The sequence below is a fragment of the Acidovorax sp. GW821-FHT10E04 genome (assembly GCF_059415185.1).
Genome location: NZ_JBWKMT010000001.1, coordinates 213,751 through 231,691, shown reverse-complemented (window position 1 = coordinate 231,691; position 17,941 = coordinate 213,751). Strand labels below are relative to the sequence as shown.

Genomic DNA, 17,941 nt, shown 5'->3' with positions numbered 1-17,941 from the left:
GTGGTGCCACTCCCTTCCCTTCAACGAAAGAGACAGCCTTCATGAGAATCGAGACCCTGGCCGTACACGCTGGCTACAGCCCCGACCCCACCACCAAGGCCGTGGCCGTGCCCATCTACCAGACGGTGGCCTACGCGTTTGACAGCGCCCAGCATGGCGCCGACCTGTTCGATTTGAAGGTGCCGGGCAACATCTACACCCGCATCATGAACCCCACCACCGACGTGCTCGAAAAGCGCGTCGCGGCGCTCGAAGGCGGCATCGCCGCGCTGGCCGTGGCCTCGGGCATGGCGGCCATCACCTATGCCATCCAGACCATTGCCGAGACAGGCGACAACATTGTGTCGGCCAGCACGCTGTATGGCGGCACCTACAACCTGTTTGCCCACACCCTGCCGCAGCAGGGCATCACCACCCGCTTTGCCGACCCGCGCGACCCGGCCAGCTTCGCGCAGCACATCGACGCGCGCACCAAGGCGATCTTCATCGAGTCCATCGGCAACCCGCTGGGCAACGTGACCGACATCGCAGCCATCGCCAAGGTGGCGCATGACCACGGCGTGCCGCTGATCGTGGACAACACCGTGCCCAGCCCCTACCTGCTGCGCCCCATCGAGCACGGCGCCGACATCGTGGTGCATTCGCTCACCAAGTACCTGGGCGGCCACGGCAACAGCGTGGGCGGCGCCATCGTGGACAGCGGCAAGTTCCCGTGGGCCGAGCACAAGGCCCGCTTCCCGCGCCTGAACGAGCCCGATGTGAGCTACCACGGCGTGGTCTACACCGAGGCGCTGGGCCCCGCCGCCTTCATCGGCCGCGCGCGTGTGGTGCCGCTGCGCAACACGGGCGCGGCGCTGTCGCCGCAAAGCGCCTTCCTGATCCTGCAAGGCATCGAAACCCTGGCCCTGCGCATGGACCGCATCTGCGAGAACACGCTGGCGCTGGCGAAGTACCTGCAAAGCCACCCCAAGGTGGAATGGGTGCGCTACGCGGGCCTGCCAGACCACCCGGACCACGCGCTGGTGCAGCGGCAATCCGGCGGCAAGGCATCCGGCATCCTGAGCTTCGGGCTCAAGAGCACCGATGCGGACCCGCGGGCTGCCGGTGCACGCTTCCTCGACGCGCTGCAGCTCTTCACCCGCCTGGTGAACATCGGCGACGCAAAATCGCTGGCCACGCACCCCGCATCGACCACGCACCGCCAGCTCAACCCCGAAGAGCTGGCCAAGGCGGGGGTGAGCGAGAGCATGGTGCGGCTGTCGGTGGGCATCGAGCACGTCGATGATCTGCAGGCCGACCTGGTGCAGGCACTCGAGGCTGTTTGAGCGTACGGCAACAGCCGACGCCAGTTGCGGGATACTGGAGGACCTGCCCCGCGAATCGCGGGGCGCTCCCTGATTCAAGATCGCCATGTCCCGCCTATCCCCTCTTGCCCCGGTCACTCTCGGCCTGCTGATTCTGGCCGGCTGCAGCTCCACATCATCCATCCCGCCGCGCGGAGTGGATGTGACCGAATCCCACGTCACCAGCTTCCGCCAGAAGGAGGACGAGCAACTGCTGCAAAAGCAGGTTTCGCCTCCGCTGGATGCGCCTTTGACGCTGCTGGAGGCACCGCTGCCGCGCTACCCGTCCTTCCTCCTGAATGACACCTCGCTCAAAGCGCGCGGCGATGTGACGGTGTCGTTCGAGATCATGCCCAGCGGGCTGGTCGGCACCGCGCGCGTGCTGTCAGGAACGGGGGAGGATGCGCTGCACAAGCCGGCGATCGATGCGGTGCGCCGCTGGAAATTTGCGCCGCTGCTGCGCAATGGGGAGCCCGCCCGCCTGGTGCTGCAGCACACCTTCCGCATGGAACCCTGAGCGCGCCAGATACCGCCGCAAAGCCGCTCATGCGTCACGAGCCAGCCGCACACCCGTGTACTGCCAGCGGGCCGTGGCCGGGAAGAAGTTGCGGTAGGTGCTGCGCGCATGCCCGGGCGGCGTGGCGCAGGAGCTGCCGCGCAGCACGTACTGGTTGACCATGAACTTGCCGTTGTACTCGCCCACGGCGCCGTCGGCCGTGCGAAAGCCTGGGTAGGCGGCGTAGCTCGACTGCGTCCATTGCCAGGCCGCGCCGAACAGCTGCTCCAGGCCATGCGCGCCAGTTGTCCCTGCGGTCTGCGCGGCATGCTCCCATTCGGCTTCCGTGGGCAGGCGTGCGCCCACCCAGCGCGCATAGGCGTCCACTTCGTAGTACGACAGGTGCACAACCGGCATCGCGCTCTGCACGGGCCGCAGACCCGCCAGGGTGAACTCGTGCCAGGCGCCGTCGTCCCGCCGGTGCCAGTACAAGGGGTGCCGAAGCCCCTGGGCCACGCGCCAGTCCCAGCCTTCGGCCAGCCAGTGGGCGGGGTTGTCGTAGCCCCCACCTTCCACGAAGGCCATCCATTCCGCGTTGGTCACCAGCCGCGAGGCCAGTGCGTACGGCGCCAGGTAGGCGCGGTGGCGAGGGCTTTCGTTGTCGAAGGCGAAGCCGTCTCCGCCATGGCCCACCTCCACCAGCCCGCCTTCCAGATGCCGCCAGCCCAGGGGCCTGGCCGCCGGTACGAGCGCCTGGTCGCCGACGGGCACCACGGCGGCGCCATAGGCGGGATGCACAGGGTTGCACGACAGCAGGTGCTTGATGTCCGTCACCAGCAGTTCCTGGTGCTGCTGCTCGTGCTGCAGGCCCAGCTCGATCAGCGCACACAGCGCGGCGTTCTGCAGCACGGCGGGCACCAGGCGCGCCATCCGCCGGTCCACATCGGCGCGGTAGGCCAGCACCTCGTCCAGCGGCGGGCGCGTCAGCAGCCCCCGCTGCGGGCGCGGGTGCTTGGCGCCCACGCCGTTGTAGTAGGAGTTGAACAGCACGCGGAACGCGGGCTCGAAGGGCGCGAAGCCCGGCTCGTTCGGCTCGAGCACAAAGGTCTCGAAGAACCAGGTGGTGTGCGCCAAGTGCCATTTGGCCGGGCTGGCATCGGGCATGGACTGCGCGCCGCAGTCCTCGGCCGACAGCGGCGCCACCAAGGCCACGGTGTGATCCCGCACGGCCCCGTAGCGCGACAGCAGCACGGCGAGCGGGGAGCAAAAATCCATATTGGTCATACAGGCCCTCAGGGTCTGGCGTGCACCACGGCAAACCAGCCACGGTCGTCCGTCCACGCCTGGGCCTGCGAGAAGCCTGCGCGCGCCAGCATGTCGGTGAACACGTGCAGCGGGTACTTGTAGCTGTTTTCGGTGTGGATGCGCTCGCCCTGGTCGAACCTGCGCCCGCCACCGGGCCAGCGCACCTCGGAGTCAGCCATCGCTTCCAGGTGCATCTCGATGCGCGACTCGCCCGGGTTGAAGAACGCCCGGTGCCGCCACTGGTCCACATCGAAATCGCTGCCGATCAATCGATTCACATGCCGCAGCACATTGCGGTTGAAGGCGGCGGTCACGCCGGCGGCGTCGTCGTAGGCCGCTTCCAGCACCTCCACGTCCTTGGGCAGGTCGATGCCGATGAGCAGGCCACCGTCATCGTCGATCAGCTCGCGCATGTGGGCCAGCAAATCCAGCGCGTGCGGCGGGTCGAAGTTGCCGATGGACGAGCCCGGGTAGAACACCAGCCGTCCCGTGCGCGGAATGTCCTCGGGCAGGGCCACGCCCTGGGTCATGTCGCCGCCCACGGCCCGCGCGTCCAGCCCCGGAAAATCGTCGCGCAGGCCCCGCACCGCCGCCTGCAGGAAGTCCGCCGAGATATCCACGCCGACGAAGCACGCGGGCTGCACCAGCCGGCACAGCGTGCGCGCCTTCTGGCAGTTGCCAGCCCCCAGCTCCACCAGCGTGCGCCCCGTGCCCACGGCCTGCGCGATGTCGGCCGCATGCTGCTGCATGAGGGCGGTTTCGGTGCGCGTGGGGTAGTACTCGGGCAGGCGGGTGATTTCCTCGAACAGCTGCGAGCCGTGCTGGTCGTAGAAATACTTGGGGGAAATGCTCGCGGGCCGCTGGTTCAGGCCACGCGTGATGTCGTCGTTGGGGCTGGGCAAAGGCATGGGTCTTGAAACGTCTTGCGCGGCAATGCCGCTGGTTCTGTCCGACGGGGCCGTCCCGGGAGCCCAATGCCCGCCAGGCTGCCACGTACCCAGGCAAGGGCGCGAAGCCCCACCGCGTCCGCCATTGTGAGCCGAGCCGATGGCGCCGTGTGTAGGCCAAATCCCCATGGCGCGGGCGGGCCTTCGGGTGCGGAAGCCGGCGGCGCAGCCGCCAGGGGCCGCCGCGGACGGGGTGTACTGCCCGGCACGGGTCCATCTGTACCTTGTGAACGGCGCGCGCCCGGCATACGCTCGCCCTTCCCACGGACTTCTCACAAGGACCCTGCCATGCTTCAGATGCGCCCCAACTGCGAATGCTGCGACAAGGACCTGCCGCCCGATGCCACCAACGCGCGCATCTGCACCTTCGAGTGCACGTTCTGCAGCGACTGCGCCGGCGCCCGGCTGGGCCACGTGTGCCCCAACTGCGGGGGCGACCTCGTGCAGCGCCCGCGCCGACCCGCCTCCAGGCTGGCGAAATACCCCGCATCCACCGAGCGGGTGCTCAAGCCCCAGGGCTGCGGGGTGATGGCATGACGCTCGCGACCCTGCTGGTCTTCTCGCTGGTGGCCCTGGTGGCCATCGCCACGCCCGGCCCCACGGTGCTGCTGGCGCTGGCCAACGGATCGCGCTATGGCGTGCGCCGGTCGCTGCCCGGCATGCTGGGCGCCGTGGCGTCGGATCTTGTGCTGGTCGGTGCCGTGGCGCTGGGTCTGGGCGCGCTGCTGGCGGCGTCCGAGTTCTGGTTTTCGGTGGTGAAATGGCTGGGCGCGGCCTACCTGGCCTGGCTGGGTTTGCGGCTGCTGCGCTCGCAGGGGGGGCTGGACCTGGCCGCAGCGGACGGCGCGGCCGCCGGGCCTGCGGCCACGCCGCGCGGCATCTTCACGCGCTCTTTCCTGGTCGCGGTGACCAACCCCAAGGGATACCTGTTCTGCTCGGCGCTGATGCCGCAATTCATCGATGCCAGCGCACCACAATGGCCGCAGTACGCCGCCATTGCAGCCGTGTTCGCGGGCCTGGACTTCGCCGTGATGCTGGCCTACGCCGCCATCGGGGCGCGCGCCGTCAAGCTGCTGCACCGCCGCGCGGTGCTGTGGCTGGACCGCTGCTGCGGCGGCGCGCTGCTGGCCCTGGCCGGATCGCTGGCCTTCTACCGACGGACGTAGATCCGTCATAGCCGATGAAAACTGGCGCACCGTCAACGCGAGCGCCACCGTGGATCCGGCTTTGCCGGTCCACCGCAGGCGTCCCCCTCAGGGGGAGCCTGGCTAGAACCTCCAGCCCAGGCCCACGCCCACCAGCACGGGGTCTGCCTTGAAGGTGCCCAGCTTGGCGCCGCCTGCCGTCACGTCGGTCTTGATGAAGACCTTCTTCAGGTCGAAGTTGAGGTACAGATTCTTCTGCAGCGGAATGTCCACGCCCACCTGCAGCGCGGGGCCGAAGCTGTTGCGGTCAATGTCCACGCCGGCGGGCAGCTTCACGCCGGAAAAGCGCGTGTAGTTCAGGCCCGCGCCCACATAGGGCTTGAAGCCGGGTGCATCGAAGTGGTATTGCAGCAGCAGCGTGGGCGGCAGGTGCTTGAGCGAGCCGATGGCCGTGCCGGAGGCGCTCAGCGTGTGCTTTTGCGGCACGGTCAGGATCAGTTCGGCCGCGATGTTCTTGTTGAAGAAGTACGTGACATCGACTTCGGGGATGGTCTTGTCGTTGATGGTCAGGCCCAGGGGCGTGCTGTCCTTGTTGGCACTGTCCAGGTGCACGGCGCGCGCGCGGACCATCCAGGGTCCTTCAGCCTGTTGCGCCAGGGCGGCGCCGGAAGCCAGGGCGCAGAGGGCGGCTACTGCCAGCAGGTTCTTTTTCATGGTGATTTCACATCGGTTGGACGGGGACGACCCCCGTGCATCCATTGAACCGCCATGCCCCTCGACCGGCCTTGCCCTATCTCAAGCCCCTCGTATTAACCCTTAGACATACATCAAGAAAAACGGCCTGCCCTTGTCAATGCGCGGCGGATTTCCCGCGCAGGCGCTGCACCAGCGTGACGGCTGCGAGCACCAAGCCTCCCGCCACGATGCCGACCACCGCGTTGAGCAGGTTGGGCACCAGCACATGCCAGAGGGCGCCCACCGGCCATTGCGCGGCGGCCTCGCCAGCGGCATCCACCGCATGGTGCAGCGCGGGCACTCCATGCACCAGGATGCCGCCGCCCACGAGGAACATGGCGGCGGTGCCCGCCACGGACAGGCCCTTCATGAGCCACGGCGCGGCCCGCAGGATGCCCGAGCCCACCGCCCTGGCCACGGCGCTGGCCTTGCCGTTCAGCCACAGGCCCAGGTCGTCGAGCTTGACGATGCCGGCCACCAGGCCATATACGCCGATGGTCATGATGACCGCGATGCCCGACAGCACGGTGACCTGCTGCACAAACGGCGCCGACGCCACGGTCCCCAGCGTGATGGCGATGATCTCTGCCGACAGGATGAAGTCGGTGCGCACCGCGCCCTTGATCTTGTCCTTCTCGAACGCCACCAGGTCCACCGCGGGGTTGGCATTGGCCAGCACATGGCTTTCATGCTCGGCGGCGTCTTCGTGGGGGGCGTGCAGCAGCTTGTGGGCGACTTTTTCAAAGCCTTCAAAGCACAGGAAGGCACCGCCAATCATGAGCAGCGGCGTCACGGCCCAGGGCGCGAACGCGCTGATCAGCAAGGCCGCGGGCACCAGGATCACCTTGTTGATGAACGACCCCTTGGCCACGGCCCACACCACCGGAATCTCGCGCTCGGCGCGCACCCCCGTGACCTGCTGGGCATTGAGGGCCAGGTCGTCGCCCAGCACGCCGGCCGTCTTCTGCGCGGCCACCTTCGTCATGACCGAGACGTCGTCCGCCATGGCCGCGCTCTTCTTGGCGGCCACCTTGGTCATCAGGGCCACGTCGTCGAGGATGGTGGCGATGTCGTCCAACAGGGCAAGCAGGCTGCCAGAGGCCATGGGAAGTCCTTGAGATAGCAATGGAAAAGGCGGCATGCGTGCCGCCGCGCGTGGGCTGGACTATAGCAACGCACGGTCTTCGTTTGCGCCCGCCCCCCGGCCCCGGGAGCCTTTTGCGCAGGCCGTCGCCGTGCCCTCCTCGCGGCCCGCCACGGGGGCTGTGGCGCGCAAGGCGCATACTCGCGCCCTCACCCACCACTTTGGGGTCCCCGGGGCTTGTCCCCCTGCACGGGCTTCACGCCCATGCCATGCCCGGCTACCTGACCAAGCAAGAAGACATCGCCATCACCGGCGCGGCAGACCTGATCATCCGCTCGCTCCTGGACAAGCAGCAGTTTTCCGACCCGGAGGGTGCCGCCGAAGCGCTGGGCATCTCTTCCGCCGCCTGGCCGCTGTTCGGCCTGCTGTGGCCATCGGGGGCCCAGCTGGCGCACCGCATGGCCAGCCGCCCCCTGCGAAGCGGCGAGCGCGTGCTGGAGATCGGCTGCGGCCTGGCCCTGGCCAGCCTGGTGTGCCACCGGCGCGGCGTGGACGTGACCGCCAGCGACTGCCACCCCCTGGCATCGGCCTTCCTGCTGGAGAACGTGCGGCTCAACGGCATGTCGCCGCTCAAGTACCGCACCGGGCAATGGGGAGCCGACTTGACCGACACCTGCGCCGATGTGCAAGGCCGGTTCGACCTCATCATGGGCAGCGACGTCCTGTACGAGCGCGACGCACGAGGCAGCCTGGCCAACTTCCTCGACCGCCATGCGGCCGAAAGCGCGCAGATCTGGATCGTGGACCCCAACCGCGGCAACCGCTCCGCCTTCAGCAAGCAGATGGCCGCGCTGCGTTTTGACGTGGTGGAAGAGCGCCTGGACCACCCCGCGCTGGCCGATGTTCCGGCGTACAAAGGGCGGCTGCTGGTGTATCAGCGCGCCCCTGCAGTGGCCTGAGCAGGACTTGCCGGGCAGCCCGGCGCGACAGCGCCGCCAGCAGCCCGCCGGGCCCGCGCAGCCCAAACGCCCGTGCAGCCGTGCAAGGGCCGCCAAGCTGCGTATGCGGCACTTTGCGGGCGTGCACCGGCTGCCCCCTTCCCGCATGGCAAGCCATTGAGAGAAGGGGGAAGGCGCGAAGCGACTCCGCAGGATGTGCTACGTCACCCCACCCACTTGCGGGCATTGCGCCAGATGCGCATCCAGGGACTGAGTTCGCTGCGGTCGCCCGAGGTCCAGCTCATCTGCACGTTGCGGAACACGCGCTCGGGGTGCGGCATGATGGCCGTGAAACGGCCGTCCGCCGTGGTCACGCCGGTCATGCCACCCGTGCTGCCGTTCGGGTTGAACGGGTATTGCTCGGTGGGCGCGCCGTGGTTGTCCACGAAACGCATCGCGGCGATGGCCGCGCCGGCGTTGCCGCGGTACTTGAAGTTGGCATAGCCCTCGCCGTGCGCCACGGCGATCGGCAGGCGGCTGCCCGCCATGCCCGCGAAAAACAGGCTGGGAGACTCCAGCACCTCCACCATCGACAGGCGGGCCTCGAAGCGCTCGCTCTGGTTGGTGGTGAAGCGTGGCCAGTCCTGCGCACCCGGGATGATGTCCGCCAGTTCGGCAAACATCTGGCATCCGTTGCACACCCCGAGGCCAAAGGTGTCGGTGCGGCCGAAGAAGCCCTGGAACTGCTCGGCCAGCACGGGGTTGAAGGTGATGCTGCGCGCCCAGCCGATGCCGGCCCCCAGCGTGTCGCCGTAGCTGAAGCCGCCGCAGGCGACCACGCCCTTGAAGTCTTCGAGCTTGACGCGGCCGGTCTGCAGGTCGGTCATGTGCACGTCGTAGGCCTCGAAGCCGGCCTCGGTGAAGGTGTAGGCCATCTCGATGTGCGAATTGACGCCCTGCTCGCGCAGGATCGCGACCCGGGGTTTGGCCAGGTTCAGGAACGGCGCCGCCACGTTGTCGGCCGCGTCGAACGTGAGGTGCACATGCATCCCGGGGTCGGCGGCCGCGCCCGCGGCGGCGTGCTCGGAGTCCGCGGTCGCGGGGTTGTCGCGCTGCTGGCAGATTTTCCAGCTCACGGCATCCCACACCTGGTGCAGGTCGGTGAGCTTGGCGCTGAACACGGCCTTGGCATCGCGCCAGACCTGCAGCTCGCCCTTGCCGGCGTCGATGCCCGACGATTGCGGACGCGTCTTGCCGACAAAGTGGCTGAATCTGGACAGGCCGTGCTCGCGCAGCACCTGCATCACATCGTTGCGCTCTGCGGTGCGCACCTGCAGCAGCACGCCCAGTTCTTCGTTGAACAGGGCCTTGAGCGTGAGCTCCTCGCGGCGCGCGCTGACCTGCTGCGCCCAGTTCTTGGCATCCCCGGTCTCCATGCGGCTGTCGCTGATGCCGTCGCCTTCGGTCACGAGCATGTCCACATTGAGCGCCACGCCCACATGGCCCGCAAAGGCCATCTCGGCCGCCGCCGCCAGCAGGCCGCCGTCGCTGCGGTCGTGGTAGGCCAGGACATGGCCCTTGGCGCGCAGCGCGTTCACGGCGTTGACCAGGTTCACCAGGTCCTGCGGATCGTCCACGTCGGGCACCACGTCGCCGCTTTGTTCCAGCGTCTGGCCCAGGATGCTGCCGCCCATGCGGTTCTGGCCCTTGCCCAGATCGATCAGCACCAGGGTGGTGTCATCCTCGGTGGCATTAAGCTGGGGCGTGAGCGTGCCGCGCACGTCGGAGAGCGACGCGAACGCGCTCACGATCAGGCTCACGGGGGACGTGACCTTTTTCTTGTCGCTGCCGTCGTTCCACTGCGTGCGCATCGACAGGCTGTCCTTGCCCACGGGGATGGACACGCCCAGCGCCGGGCACAGCTCCATGCCCACGGCCTTCACGGTCTCGTACAAGGCAGCGTCTTCGCCGGGCTCGCCACACGCGGCCATCCAGTTGGCGGACAGCTTCACACGCGGCAGCTCGATGGGCGCGGCCAGCAGGTTGGTGATGGCCTCGGCCACGGCCATGCGGCCCGATGCGGGTGCGTTGATCGCGGCCAGCGGCGTGCGCTCGCCCATGCTCATCGCCTCGCCCGCAAAGCCCTTGTAGTCGGCCAGCGTCACCGCGCAGTCCGCCACCGGCACCTGCCAGGGGCCGACCATCTGGTCGCGGTGCGACAGGCCGCCCACGGTGCGGTCGCCGATGGTGATGAGAAAACGCTTGGACGCCACCGTGGGATGGGCCAGCACGTCGATCACGGCCTTTTGCAGCGGGACGCCGGTCAGGTCGATGGGCGCGAACTGGCGCTGCACCGTGGCCACGTCGCGGTGCATCTTGGGCGGCTTGCCCAGCAGCACGTTCATGGGCATGTCCACCGGCAGCTTCTGGTCGCCCGCCTCCACGGCGGTGTCCTGCAGCACCAGCTGGCGTTCCTCGGTGGCCGTGCCGATCACGGCGAAGGGGCAGCGCTCGCGCTCGCAGAACGCCTTGAACAGCGGCAGCGACTCGGGCGCGATGGCCAGCACGTAGCGCTCCTGGCTTTCGTTGCTCCAGATTTCCTTGGGCGCCATGCCCGATTCTTCGAGCGGCACGGCGCGCAGGTCGAAGCGAGCGCCACGGCCGGCGTCGTTCGTGAGCTCGGGGAAGGCGTTCGAGAGGCCGCCCGCACCCACGTCGTGGATGGCGAGGATGGGGTTGGCGGCGCCCTGCGCCCAGCAGTGGTTGATGACCTCCTGGGCGCGGCGCTCGATCTCGGGGTTGCCGCGCTGCACGGAGTCGAAGTCCAGTTCGGCGGCGTTGGTGCCACTGGCCATGGAGCTGGCGGCACTGCCGCCCATGCCGATGCGCATGCCGGGGCCGCCCAGCTGGATGAGCAGCGAGCCAGCGGGGAACTCGATCTTTGTCGTCAGGCCCGCGTCGATCACGCCCACGCCGCCGGCGATCATGATGGGCTTGTGGTAGCCGCGCTGCACGCCAGCGACTTCCTGCTCGTACTCGCGGAAGTAGCCCGCCAGGTTGGGACGGCCGAATTCGTTGTTGAACGCCGCGCCGCCCAGGGGCCCTTCCACCATGATCTGCAGCGGGCTGGCGATGTGCTCGGGCTTGCCGACCGTGCTGCCCCAGAGCTTGGACACGGTGAACCCCGTGAGGCCGGCCTTGGGCTTGGAGCCCCGGCCGGTGGCGCCTTCGTCGCGGATCTCGCCGCCCGCCCCGGTGGATGCGCCCGGGAAGGGAGAGATGGCGGTGGGGTGGTTGTGCGTTTCCACCTTCATCAGCACGTGCTGGGTGGCGCTACTTTTTTGATAGCTGGTAGCGCCCGCTGAATCAGCGGTAGAGGCCATTTTGGCCACGAACCGCTCGACCTCGCCGCCTTCCATGACCGAGGCGTTGTCCGAATACGCGATCACCGTGTGCTGGGGCGCCAGCTGGTGGGTGTTGCGAATCATGCCGAACAGCGATTTTTCCTGCGCCACGCCGTCGATGGTGAACTGGGCGTTGAAGATCTTGTGGCGGCAGTGCTCGCTGTTGGCCTGCGCGAACATCATCAGCTCCACGTCGGTGGGGTTGCGCGCGAGGCCCGTGAAGGCGTTGACCAGGTAGTCGATCTCGTCCTCGGCCAGGGCCAGGCCGAAACGGGTGTTGGCCGCCTCCAGCGCACCGCGGCCACCGCCGAGCACGTTGACATGCTCCATGGCGGCGGGCTGCAGCTCGGTGAACAGCGCGGCGGCGGCGGCGCGGTCGGCCACCACGGACTCGGTCATGCGGTCGTGCAGCAGGGCGGCCACCTGGGCCAGTTGCTCGGCCGTCAGCTCGGGCGCCTTGCCCAGCAGGCCGGCCTTGAGGCTGATGCGGTATTCGGTGATGCGCTCCACGCGGCGGATGGCGATGCCGCAGTTGCGGGCGATGTCGGTCGCCTTGGACGCCCAGGGCGACAGCGTGCCCAGGCGGGGGGTGACGATGATGGCGGTGCCCTCGGCGGGGCCCGCATAGGGGTCGCCATAGGTCAGCAGGGCGGCCAGGCGCTCATGGTCGGCGGGCGTGGGGGGCGCGTCGGTGGCGACAAGGTGCACGAAGCGCGCTGCAATGCCGCTGATCTTGGGGTGGATGGCCTCCAGGGCGGGTTGGAGTTGCTGGGCGCGGAAGGTGCTGAGGGCGTTGCCGCCCGCCAGCGTGGTCATGTGCAAGGTCACGGTAGCGGCCTGTTGGGTGTGAGGGGTACGGTCGAGGCGCCGACCCGGGCCCGGGCTCTGGCCTGGGCATGCGGGTGGACAGCCCGGCATTTTACCGGGCGGACCAGGGCCGCCGCCCGCCTCCAAGCAGCCGGCGGGGGGCGATGGGATAATTACGCCATGAGCATCACCATCAAAAGCGCAGAAGACATTGCCGGCATGCGCCTCGCGTGCCGCCTGGCCTCCGAAGTGCTGGACTACATCGCCCCCCACATCAAGCCCGGCATCACCACCAAGGAAATCGACCGCCTGGGTGCCGAATGCATGGCCCAGCAGGGCACCATCTCGGCCACCGTGGGCTACCAGCCGCCCGGCTACCCGCCCTACCCCGCCTCGCTGTGCACCTCGGTCAACCATGTGGTGTGCCACGGCATCCCCAACGACAAGCCGCTCAAGAAGGGCGACATCGTCAACGTGGACGTGACCGTGATCACCAAGGACGGCTGGTACGGCGACAACAGCCGCATGTACCAGATCGGCGAGTGCTCCATTGCCGCCAAGCGCCTGTGCGCGATCACCTTCGACGCCATGTGGCACGGCATCCTGCAGGTGAAGCCTGGCGCCCACCTGGGCGACGTGGGCCACGCCATCCAGAAATTCGCCGAAGGCCAGGGTTTCTCCATCGTGCGCGAGTTCTGCGGCCACGGCATCGGCCAGAAGTTCCACGAAGAACCCCAGGTGCTGCACTACGGCCGCCCCGGCACGCTGGAAGAACTGGTGCCCGGCATGGTCTTCACGATCGAGCCCATGATCAACGCCGGCCGCCGCGAGGTGAAGGAGTTCGGCAACGACGGCTGGACCATCGTGACCAAGGACCACAGCCTGTCGGCGCAGTGGGAACACACCGTGCTGGTGACCGAGACGGGCTATGAGGTGATGACCCTGTCGGCCGGCTCGCCCGCGCTGCCCGCCTTCGTGACGGCCACGGCCACCTGACGGCCGGCCCGGCAACGCCTGCGCGACCGGCATTCACACTGGCTCGCACAACTCTTGCATGGCTTTTTTCATGGCACCTTATCCGCGCGCACCACGACCATGACCGAACTCCATGCCCTGCGGGACGCCTACCGCAGCGACAAAGCCGCCCTGCTCGCCGCCCTGCAGGCCACGGGCGCCTCCACGCGTGGCATCCGCGTGCTGCTGCGCAAGCTCTCCACGCTGGCCGGCGCCCTGCTGCACACGCTGTGGCAGCGGGCGCAGCTCCCAGCGGACATGGCGCTGGTGGCCGTGGGCGGCTTCGGGCGCGACCAGCTTTTCCCCTATTCGGATGTCGACGTCCTGCTGCTGATGCCCGATGGAAGCGCCCCCGAGGCCGGCAGCGAGCTGCGCACGCGGCTGGAGGGCTTCATCGGCAGCTGCTGGGATGCGGGCCTGGAGATCGGCTCCAGCGTACGCACCGTGGCCGAATGCCTGGCCGAAAGCGCGGGCGATGTCACCGTGCAGACCTCGTTGCTCGAATCGCGCCTGGTGTGCGGCAACGCGGCGCTGTTCGCCGAATTCCAGCGCCAGTACCGCCTGCAGATGAACCCGCAGGCCTTTCTGGTGGCCAAGACGCTGGAGATGCGCCAGCGCCACAACAAGTACGAGAACACGCCCTACTCGCTGGAGCCCAACTGCAAGGAGTCGCCCGGCGGGCTGCGCGACCTGCAGATGATCCTGTGGGTGGCGCAGGCCGCGGGCCTGGGCCGCAACTGGAAGGAACTGGCCGCCAGCGGCATGGCCACCGCCTTCGAGGTGCGCCAGATCGAGCGCAACGAGGCCGTGCTCTGCCTCATCCGCGCGCGCCTGCATGCAGCCGCCGGGCGGCATGAGGACCGCCTGGTGTTCGACCTGCAGACCGCCGTGGCCGAGTCCTTCGGCTACCGCTCGCAGGCGCCCGACGGCTCGCGCCTGCCCATGCGCGCCAGCGAAAGCCTGATGCGGCGCTACTACTGGGCGGCCAAGGCCGTGTCGCAGCTCAGCCAGATCCTGCTGCTGAACATTGAGGAACGCCTGAACCCCTCGACCCACGAGCCGCGCCCCATCAACGAGCGCTTCTTCGAGAAGGCCGGCCTGATCGAGGTGGCCAGCGACGACCTGTACGAGCGCGACCCGCACGCCATCCTGGAAACCTTCCTGCTCTACCAGACCACCGTGGGGCTCAAGGACCTGTCGGCGCGCACGCTGCGCGCGCTGTACAACGCACGCGGGGTGATGGACGGCGCGTTCCGCCGCGACCCGGTCAATCGCGCCAACTTCATGCGCATCCTGCAGCAGCCCTCGGGCATCACGCATGCCATGCGCCTCATGAACCAGACCTCGGTGCTCGGGCGCTACCTGTGGGTCTTCCGGGGCATCGTGGGGCAGATGCAGCACGACCTGTTCCATGTGTACACGGTCGACCAGCACATCCTCATGGTGCTGCGCAACGTGCGCCGTTTCTTCATGGCCGAGCACGCGCACGAATACCCGTTCTGCTCGCAGCTCGCGGGCGGGTGGGACAAGCCGTGGATCCTGTACGTCGCGGCGCTGTTCCACGACATCGGCAAGGGCCGCGGCGGCGACCATTCGCAGATCGGCGCCGTCGAGGTGCGGCGCTTCTGCCGCCAGCATGGCGTGGACCGCGAAGACGCCAGGCTCATCGAGTTCCTGGTCAGCGAACACCTGTCGATGAGCCGGATCGCCCAGAAGGAAGACCTCTCCGACCCGGACGTGATCGCGGCATTCGCCCAGCGCGTGGGCAACGAACGCTACCTGACCGCGCTGTACCTGCTCACGGTGGCCGATATCCGTGGCACCAGCCCCAAGGTCTGGAACGCCTGGAAAGGCAAGCTCCTCGAAGACCTGTACCGCGCCACGCTGCGCACCCTGGGTGGCCGGGCGCCGGATGCCGCCGCCGAGATCGAAGCGCGCAAGCGCGAGGCGCTGGTGCTGCTGGCCCTGAGCGCCCTGCCCTTCGAGGCCCACAAGGCCCTGTGGGCCACGCTGGATGTGAGCTACTTCATGCGCCACGAAGCGGCGGACATCGCCTGGCACACGCGCCACCTGTCGCGCCATGTGGGCACGGCCAGGCCCGTGGTGCGCGCGCGCCAGTCGCTGGCGGGCGATGGCCTGCAGGTGATGGTGTATGCCGCCGACCAGGCGGACCTGTTCGCGCGCATCTGCGGCTACTTCGACCGCGCGGGCTTCAGCATCCTGGATGCGCGCGTGCACACCGCGAACAACGGCTATGCGCTCGACACCTTCCAGGTGGTGGCCTCGTCGCAGGCGGGGCACTACCGCGAACTGACCCATATGGTCGAAAGCGACCTGGTGCGCGTGATCGAGGCGGGCGGGCCGCTGCCCGAACCCACGCGCCGGCGGGTGTCGCGCCGCGTGAAGAGCTTTCCGGTCGCCCCGCGCGTCACGCTGCGCCCCGACGAAAAGGCGCAGCGCTGGCTGCTGGCCATCTCCGCCAGCGACCGTGCGGGCCTGCTGTACCTGGTGGCGCGCATCCTGGCGCAGCACCACCTGAGCGTGCAGTTGGCCAAGGTCAGCACCCTGGGCGAACGTGTCGAAGACACCTTCCTCGTCCAGGGCCCCGAACTGCAGAACAATGCACGCCAGATCGAGATCGAGACCGAACTGCTGCGCGAGCTGGCTGATTGACTAGCGGCCTACCGCATCCCGTCTCCGGCCTCCGGGCAGGCGGTGGATCCTCACGAGAAGGCTGCGCGCCAAGATGCTATCCCATTGATAGCATCCATCGCATGCCAAGCAAGCGCCAGGGCGCATTTTCCCCTGTTGCCGAATGCTGAAGTGCGCCAAGGCTGGCGCTTGCCTTGCGCCCATCTTGAGCCTATAACAGCCACATGCATGTGGCGCGTTCATGGCGCCCACGGTGCCTGCCAGCCGCGTTGCGCCACCGCACCCGGGCAGGCGACCCGGCGCCCTGCCGGGACTGCCCACGCAGCCCCCAAGGAGCCAGCATGTACAAGCACATCCTGATGCCCTCCGACGGTACGGCGCTGTCGGAAGCGGCCATCCTGCGCGGCATGCGCTTTGCCCGCGAAGCCCACGCCAAGGTCACCGGCTTTTATGCCCTGCCCGAATTCCATGCACTTGCGTACCACACCGCCATGCTGGAACACACGCGCAAGAGCCAGGAAGACCAGGCCCGGGCGAGGGCCGAGGAGGTCCTGAACTACATCCGGGAGACCGCGGCACAGTACAGCGTGCCCTGCGACACCCTGACCAGCATCAGCGACCATCCGTACGAAGCCATCATCGACGCCGCGCACGCGCAGGGCTGCGACCTGATCCTGATGGCCTCGCATGGCCGCCGCGGCCTCCAGGGCATCCTGCTGGGAAGCGAGACCCTCAAGGTCCTCACGCACAGCAAGATCCCGGTGCTCGTGCACCGTTGACCCCAAAGCGGGCGCTGGTTCCGTCCGTCAGTCGTCCTCGGCGGCGCTGATATCGGGGAAGAGCACTTCCGTGAAGCCGAACTGCGTGAAATCGCGCACCCGCATCGGGTACAGCTTGCCAACGAGGTGGTCGCACTCGTGCTGCACCACACGGGCATGAAAGCCGTCCACCGTGCGGTCTATGCGGTCGCCGTAAGGATCGAACCCCGTGTAGCGGATGCGCGCCCACCGGGGGACCTTGCCGCGCAGCCCCGGCACGGAAAGGCAGCCTTCCCAGTCCTCCTCTTCTTCATCGCCCAGCGGCGTGATGACGGGATTGAGCAGGACGGTGGGAGGAATCACCGGACGCTCGGGGTAGCGCGGATTGCGTTCGCCGGAGCCAAAGATCACGAGTTGCAGATCCACGCCAATCTGCGGCGCGGCAAGCCCCGCCCCATTGACGGAGCGCATGGTGTCGAACATGTCCCGCACCAGAAGATGAAGATCGTCTGTATCGAATGCAGTCACGGGCTGGGCAACGCGCAGCAGGCGCGGATCGCCCATCTTCAGGATGGTGTGGATGGTCATCGGTGTGAAATTTCTGCGAAAGCGGCTGGCGCGCGCCAGCCTGCGGCAGCATAGCGCGTGTCGGCGCGCCGCGCAGCGGCGCGCCCATTCACAATACCGGCATGGACTCTCCTCCAGACCAGGCCTCCACCGACACGGCCCCGCCCCTGCGCCCCTTGCCATGGCCCGCCCGCTGGCTGCTGCTGGTCTTTGCCGTGGCGTGCCTGGTGATGGGCATCATCGGCGTCATCGTTCCCGGGCTGCCCACCACGGTGTTCATTCTCATGGCGGCATGGGCTGCGGCCCGCAGTTCGCCCCGGCTGTACCGCTGGCTCTGGAACCACCGCCTGTTCGGCCCGCTCTTGCGCAACTGGGCCCAGGGAGGCTGCGTGAGCCGGCGCGCCAAATGGAGCGCCACGTGCCTCATGGTGCTGAGTGGGATCGTGCTGTTTGCGACGGGCACGCGCACCTGGATCGCCGTGCTCGCCATCACCTGCATGGCGTGCGTGCTGGCCTGGCTGTGGCGCAGGCCCGAGCCGCAGTGAGCGAATGGGCAGCATCTACAGCCAGGCATGCGCCCCGCACTCCCGGCCGGGGCACCGTGCAAATCGTCGGGCACATCCGCGAAGCGGCTGGAGCCCATTTTTTATGTATATAATCTAAGTCTTGTTCCTCGATAGCTCAGTCGGTAGAGCGCCGGACTGTTAATCCGTAGGTCCCTGGTTCGAGCCCAGGTCGAGGAGCCA

At 68.1% G+C, this 17,941-nt stretch carries 15 protein-coding genes and 1 tRNA gene; 10 read left to right on the top strand and 6 right to left on the bottom strand.

What is annotated here, in order from left to right:
• The first annotated feature begins 41 nt into the window (after window positions 1-41).
• Entirely contained in the window at window positions 42-1,325 is a 1,284-nt protein-coding gene (locus AC07OC_RS01030; protein WP_218340974.1) for an O-acetylhomoserine aminocarboxypropyltransferase/cysteine synthase family protein, read from the top strand.
• An 85-nt stretch (window positions 1,326-1,410) separates the two neighbouring features.
• Window positions 1,411-1,860, top strand: a complete 450-nt coding sequence (locus AC07OC_RS01025) for an energy transducer TonB (RefSeq protein ID WP_218294576.1) — start codon at window positions 1,411-1,413, stop codon at window positions 1,858-1,860.
• Between the two features lie 27 nt (window positions 1,861-1,887).
• Here the strand turns inward: AC07OC_RS01025 and egtB are convergent, their stop codons facing one another.
• Together egtB and egtD are read right to left on the bottom strand one after the other, a co-directional pair.
• The gene (gene egtB, locus AC07OC_RS01020) at window positions 1,888-3,123 is read right to left on the bottom strand and encodes an ergothioneine biosynthesis protein EgtB (RefSeq protein WP_218340973.1); all 1,236 of its coding nucleotides are present in this window, start codon (window positions 3,121-3,123) and stop codon (window positions 1,888-1,890) included.
• A gap of 8 nt (window positions 3,124-3,131) precedes the next feature.
• The gene (gene egtD / locus AC07OC_RS01015; protein WP_218340972.1) at window positions 3,132-4,052 is read right to left on the bottom strand and encodes an L-histidine N(alpha)-methyltransferase; all 921 of its coding nucleotides are present in this window, start codon (window positions 4,050-4,052) and stop codon (window positions 3,132-3,134) included.
• A gap of 327 nt (window positions 4,053-4,379) precedes the next feature.
• Between egtD and AC07OC_RS01010 the strand changes: the two genes are divergently transcribed.
• Window positions 4,380-4,628: a DUF1272 domain-containing protein gene (locus tag AC07OC_RS01010; RefSeq protein ID WP_218340971.1), complete on the top strand. Its 249-nt coding sequence runs from the start codon at window positions 4,380-4,382 to the stop codon at window positions 4,626-4,628.
• Entirely contained in the window at window positions 4,625-5,257 is a 633-nt protein-coding gene (locus AC07OC_RS01005) for a LysE family translocator (RefSeq protein WP_218340970.1), read from the top strand. The genes AC07OC_RS01010 and AC07OC_RS01005 overlap by 4 nt, the downstream gene beginning before the upstream one ends.
• 102 nt (window positions 5,258-5,359) lie before the next feature.
• Here AC07OC_RS01005 and AC07OC_RS01000 read toward each other — a convergent pair whose 3' ends face one another.
• Together AC07OC_RS01000 and AC07OC_RS00995 are read right to left on the bottom strand one after the other, a co-directional pair.
• On the bottom strand, window positions 5,360-5,950 hold the full coding sequence (locus tag AC07OC_RS01000) for an OmpW/AlkL family protein (protein ID WP_218294571.1): 591 nt from the start codon (window positions 5,948-5,950) through the stop codon (window positions 5,360-5,362).
• 136 nt (window positions 5,951-6,086) lie between these two features.
• Entirely contained in the window at window positions 6,087-7,076 is a 990-nt protein-coding gene (locus AC07OC_RS00995; RefSeq protein WP_218340969.1) for a DUF808 domain-containing protein, read from the bottom strand.
• Window positions 7,077-7,324: 248 nt separating this feature from the next.
• On the opposite strand from AC07OC_RS00995, the gene AC07OC_RS00990 reads away from it, so the two are divergent.
• A complete protein-coding gene (locus tag AC07OC_RS00990; protein ID WP_218294569.1) occupies window positions 7,325-8,014 on the top strand; it encodes a class I SAM-dependent methyltransferase in 690 nt (229 codons plus the stop codon).
• A 203-nt stretch (window positions 8,015-8,217) separates the two neighbouring features.
• On the opposite strand, the gene purL is transcribed toward AC07OC_RS00990, so the two are convergent.
• Complete coding sequence (gene purL / locus AC07OC_RS00985; RefSeq protein ID WP_218340968.1) at window positions 8,218-12,225, bottom strand: phosphoribosylformylglycinamidine synthase; 4,008 nt, start codon at window positions 12,223-12,225, stop codon at window positions 8,218-8,220.
• A gap of 159 nt (window positions 12,226-12,384) precedes the next feature.
• Here purL and map point away from each other — a divergent pair, with 159 nt between their 5' ends.
• The 3 genes from map to AC07OC_RS00970 all read left to right on the top strand — a co-directional run bounded on the left by map (window position 12,385) and on the right by AC07OC_RS00970 (window position 16,649).
• A complete protein-coding gene (gene map / locus AC07OC_RS00980) occupies window positions 12,385-13,200 on the top strand; it encodes a type I methionyl aminopeptidase (protein ID WP_218294567.1) in 816 nt (271 codons plus the stop codon).
• A gap of 99 nt (window positions 13,201-13,299) precedes the next feature.
• Complete coding sequence (locus tag AC07OC_RS00975) at window positions 13,300-15,891, top strand: [protein-PII] uridylyltransferase (protein ID WP_218294566.1); 2,592 nt, start codon at window positions 13,300-13,302, stop codon at window positions 15,889-15,891.
• 320 nt (window positions 15,892-16,211) lie between these two features.
• Window positions 16,212-16,649: a universal stress protein gene (locus tag AC07OC_RS00970; protein WP_218294565.1), complete on the top strand. Its 438-nt coding sequence runs from the start codon at window positions 16,212-16,214 to the stop codon at window positions 16,647-16,649.
• Window positions 16,650-16,676: 27 nt separating this feature from the next.
• Here the strand turns inward: AC07OC_RS00970 and def are convergent, their stop codons facing one another.
• A complete protein-coding gene (def, locus tag AC07OC_RS00965) occupies window positions 16,677-17,216 on the bottom strand; it encodes a peptide deformylase (RefSeq protein WP_218294564.1) in 540 nt (179 codons plus the stop codon).
• Between the two features lie 101 nt (window positions 17,217-17,317).
• Between def and AC07OC_RS00960 the strand changes: the two genes are divergently transcribed.
• Together AC07OC_RS00960 and AC07OC_RS00955 are read left to right on the top strand one after the other, a co-directional pair.
• On the top strand, window positions 17,318-17,740 hold the full coding sequence (locus AC07OC_RS00960; protein ID WP_218340967.1) for a YbaN family protein: 423 nt from the start codon (window positions 17,318-17,320) through the stop codon (window positions 17,738-17,740).
• Between the two features lie 125 nt (window positions 17,741-17,865).
• A tRNA-Asn gene (locus tag AC07OC_RS00955) sits at window positions 17,866-17,941 on the top strand.

What these genes read in the sequence shown, in the direction of transcription:
- AC07OC_RS01030 (WP_218340974.1), top strand. Translation starts at nt 42, where the DNA reads ATGAGAATCGAGACCCTGGCCGTACACGCTGGCTACAGCCCCGACCCC.
- AC07OC_RS01025 (WP_218294576.1), top strand. Translation starts at nt 1,411, where the DNA reads ATGTCCCGCCTATCCCCTCTTGCCCCGGTCACTCTCGGCCTGCTGATT.
- egtB (WP_218340973.1), bottom strand. Translation starts at nt 3,123, where the DNA reads ATGACCAATATGGATTTTTGCTCCCCGCTCGCCGTGCTGCTGTCGCGC.
- egtD (WP_218340972.1), bottom strand. Translation starts at nt 4,052, where the DNA reads ATGCCTTTGCCCAGCCCCAACGACGACATCACGCGTGGCCTGAACCAG.
- AC07OC_RS01010 (WP_218340971.1), top strand. Translation starts at nt 4,380, where the DNA reads ATGCTTCAGATGCGCCCCAACTGCGAATGCTGCGACAAGGACCTGCCG.
- AC07OC_RS01005 (WP_218340970.1), top strand. Translation starts at nt 4,625, where the DNA reads ATGACGCTCGCGACCCTGCTGGTCTTCTCGCTGGTGGCCCTGGTGGCC.
- AC07OC_RS01000 (WP_218294571.1), bottom strand. Translation starts at nt 5,950, where the DNA reads ATGAAAAAGAACCTGCTGGCAGTAGCCGCCCTCTGCGCCCTGGCTTCC.
- AC07OC_RS00995 (WP_218340969.1), bottom strand. Translation starts at nt 7,076, where the DNA reads ATGGCCTCTGGCAGCCTGCTTGCCCTGTTGGACGACATCGCCACCATC.
- AC07OC_RS00990 (WP_218294569.1), top strand. Translation starts at nt 7,325, where the DNA reads ATGCCCGGCTACCTGACCAAGCAAGAAGACATCGCCATCACCGGCGCG.
- map (WP_218294567.1), top strand. Translation starts at nt 12,385, where the DNA reads ATGAGCATCACCATCAAAAGCGCAGAAGACATTGCCGGCATGCGCCTC.
- AC07OC_RS00975 (WP_218294566.1), top strand. Translation starts at nt 13,300, where the DNA reads ATGACCGAACTCCATGCCCTGCGGGACGCCTACCGCAGCGACAAAGCC.
- AC07OC_RS00970 (WP_218294565.1), top strand. Translation starts at nt 16,212, where the DNA reads ATGTACAAGCACATCCTGATGCCCTCCGACGGTACGGCGCTGTCGGAA.
- def (WP_218294564.1), bottom strand. Translation starts at nt 17,216, where the DNA reads ATGACCATCCACACCATCCTGAAGATGGGCGATCCGCGCCTGCTGCGC.
- AC07OC_RS00960 (WP_218340967.1), top strand. Translation starts at nt 17,318, where the DNA reads ATGGACTCTCCTCCAGACCAGGCCTCCACCGACACGGCCCCGCCCCTG.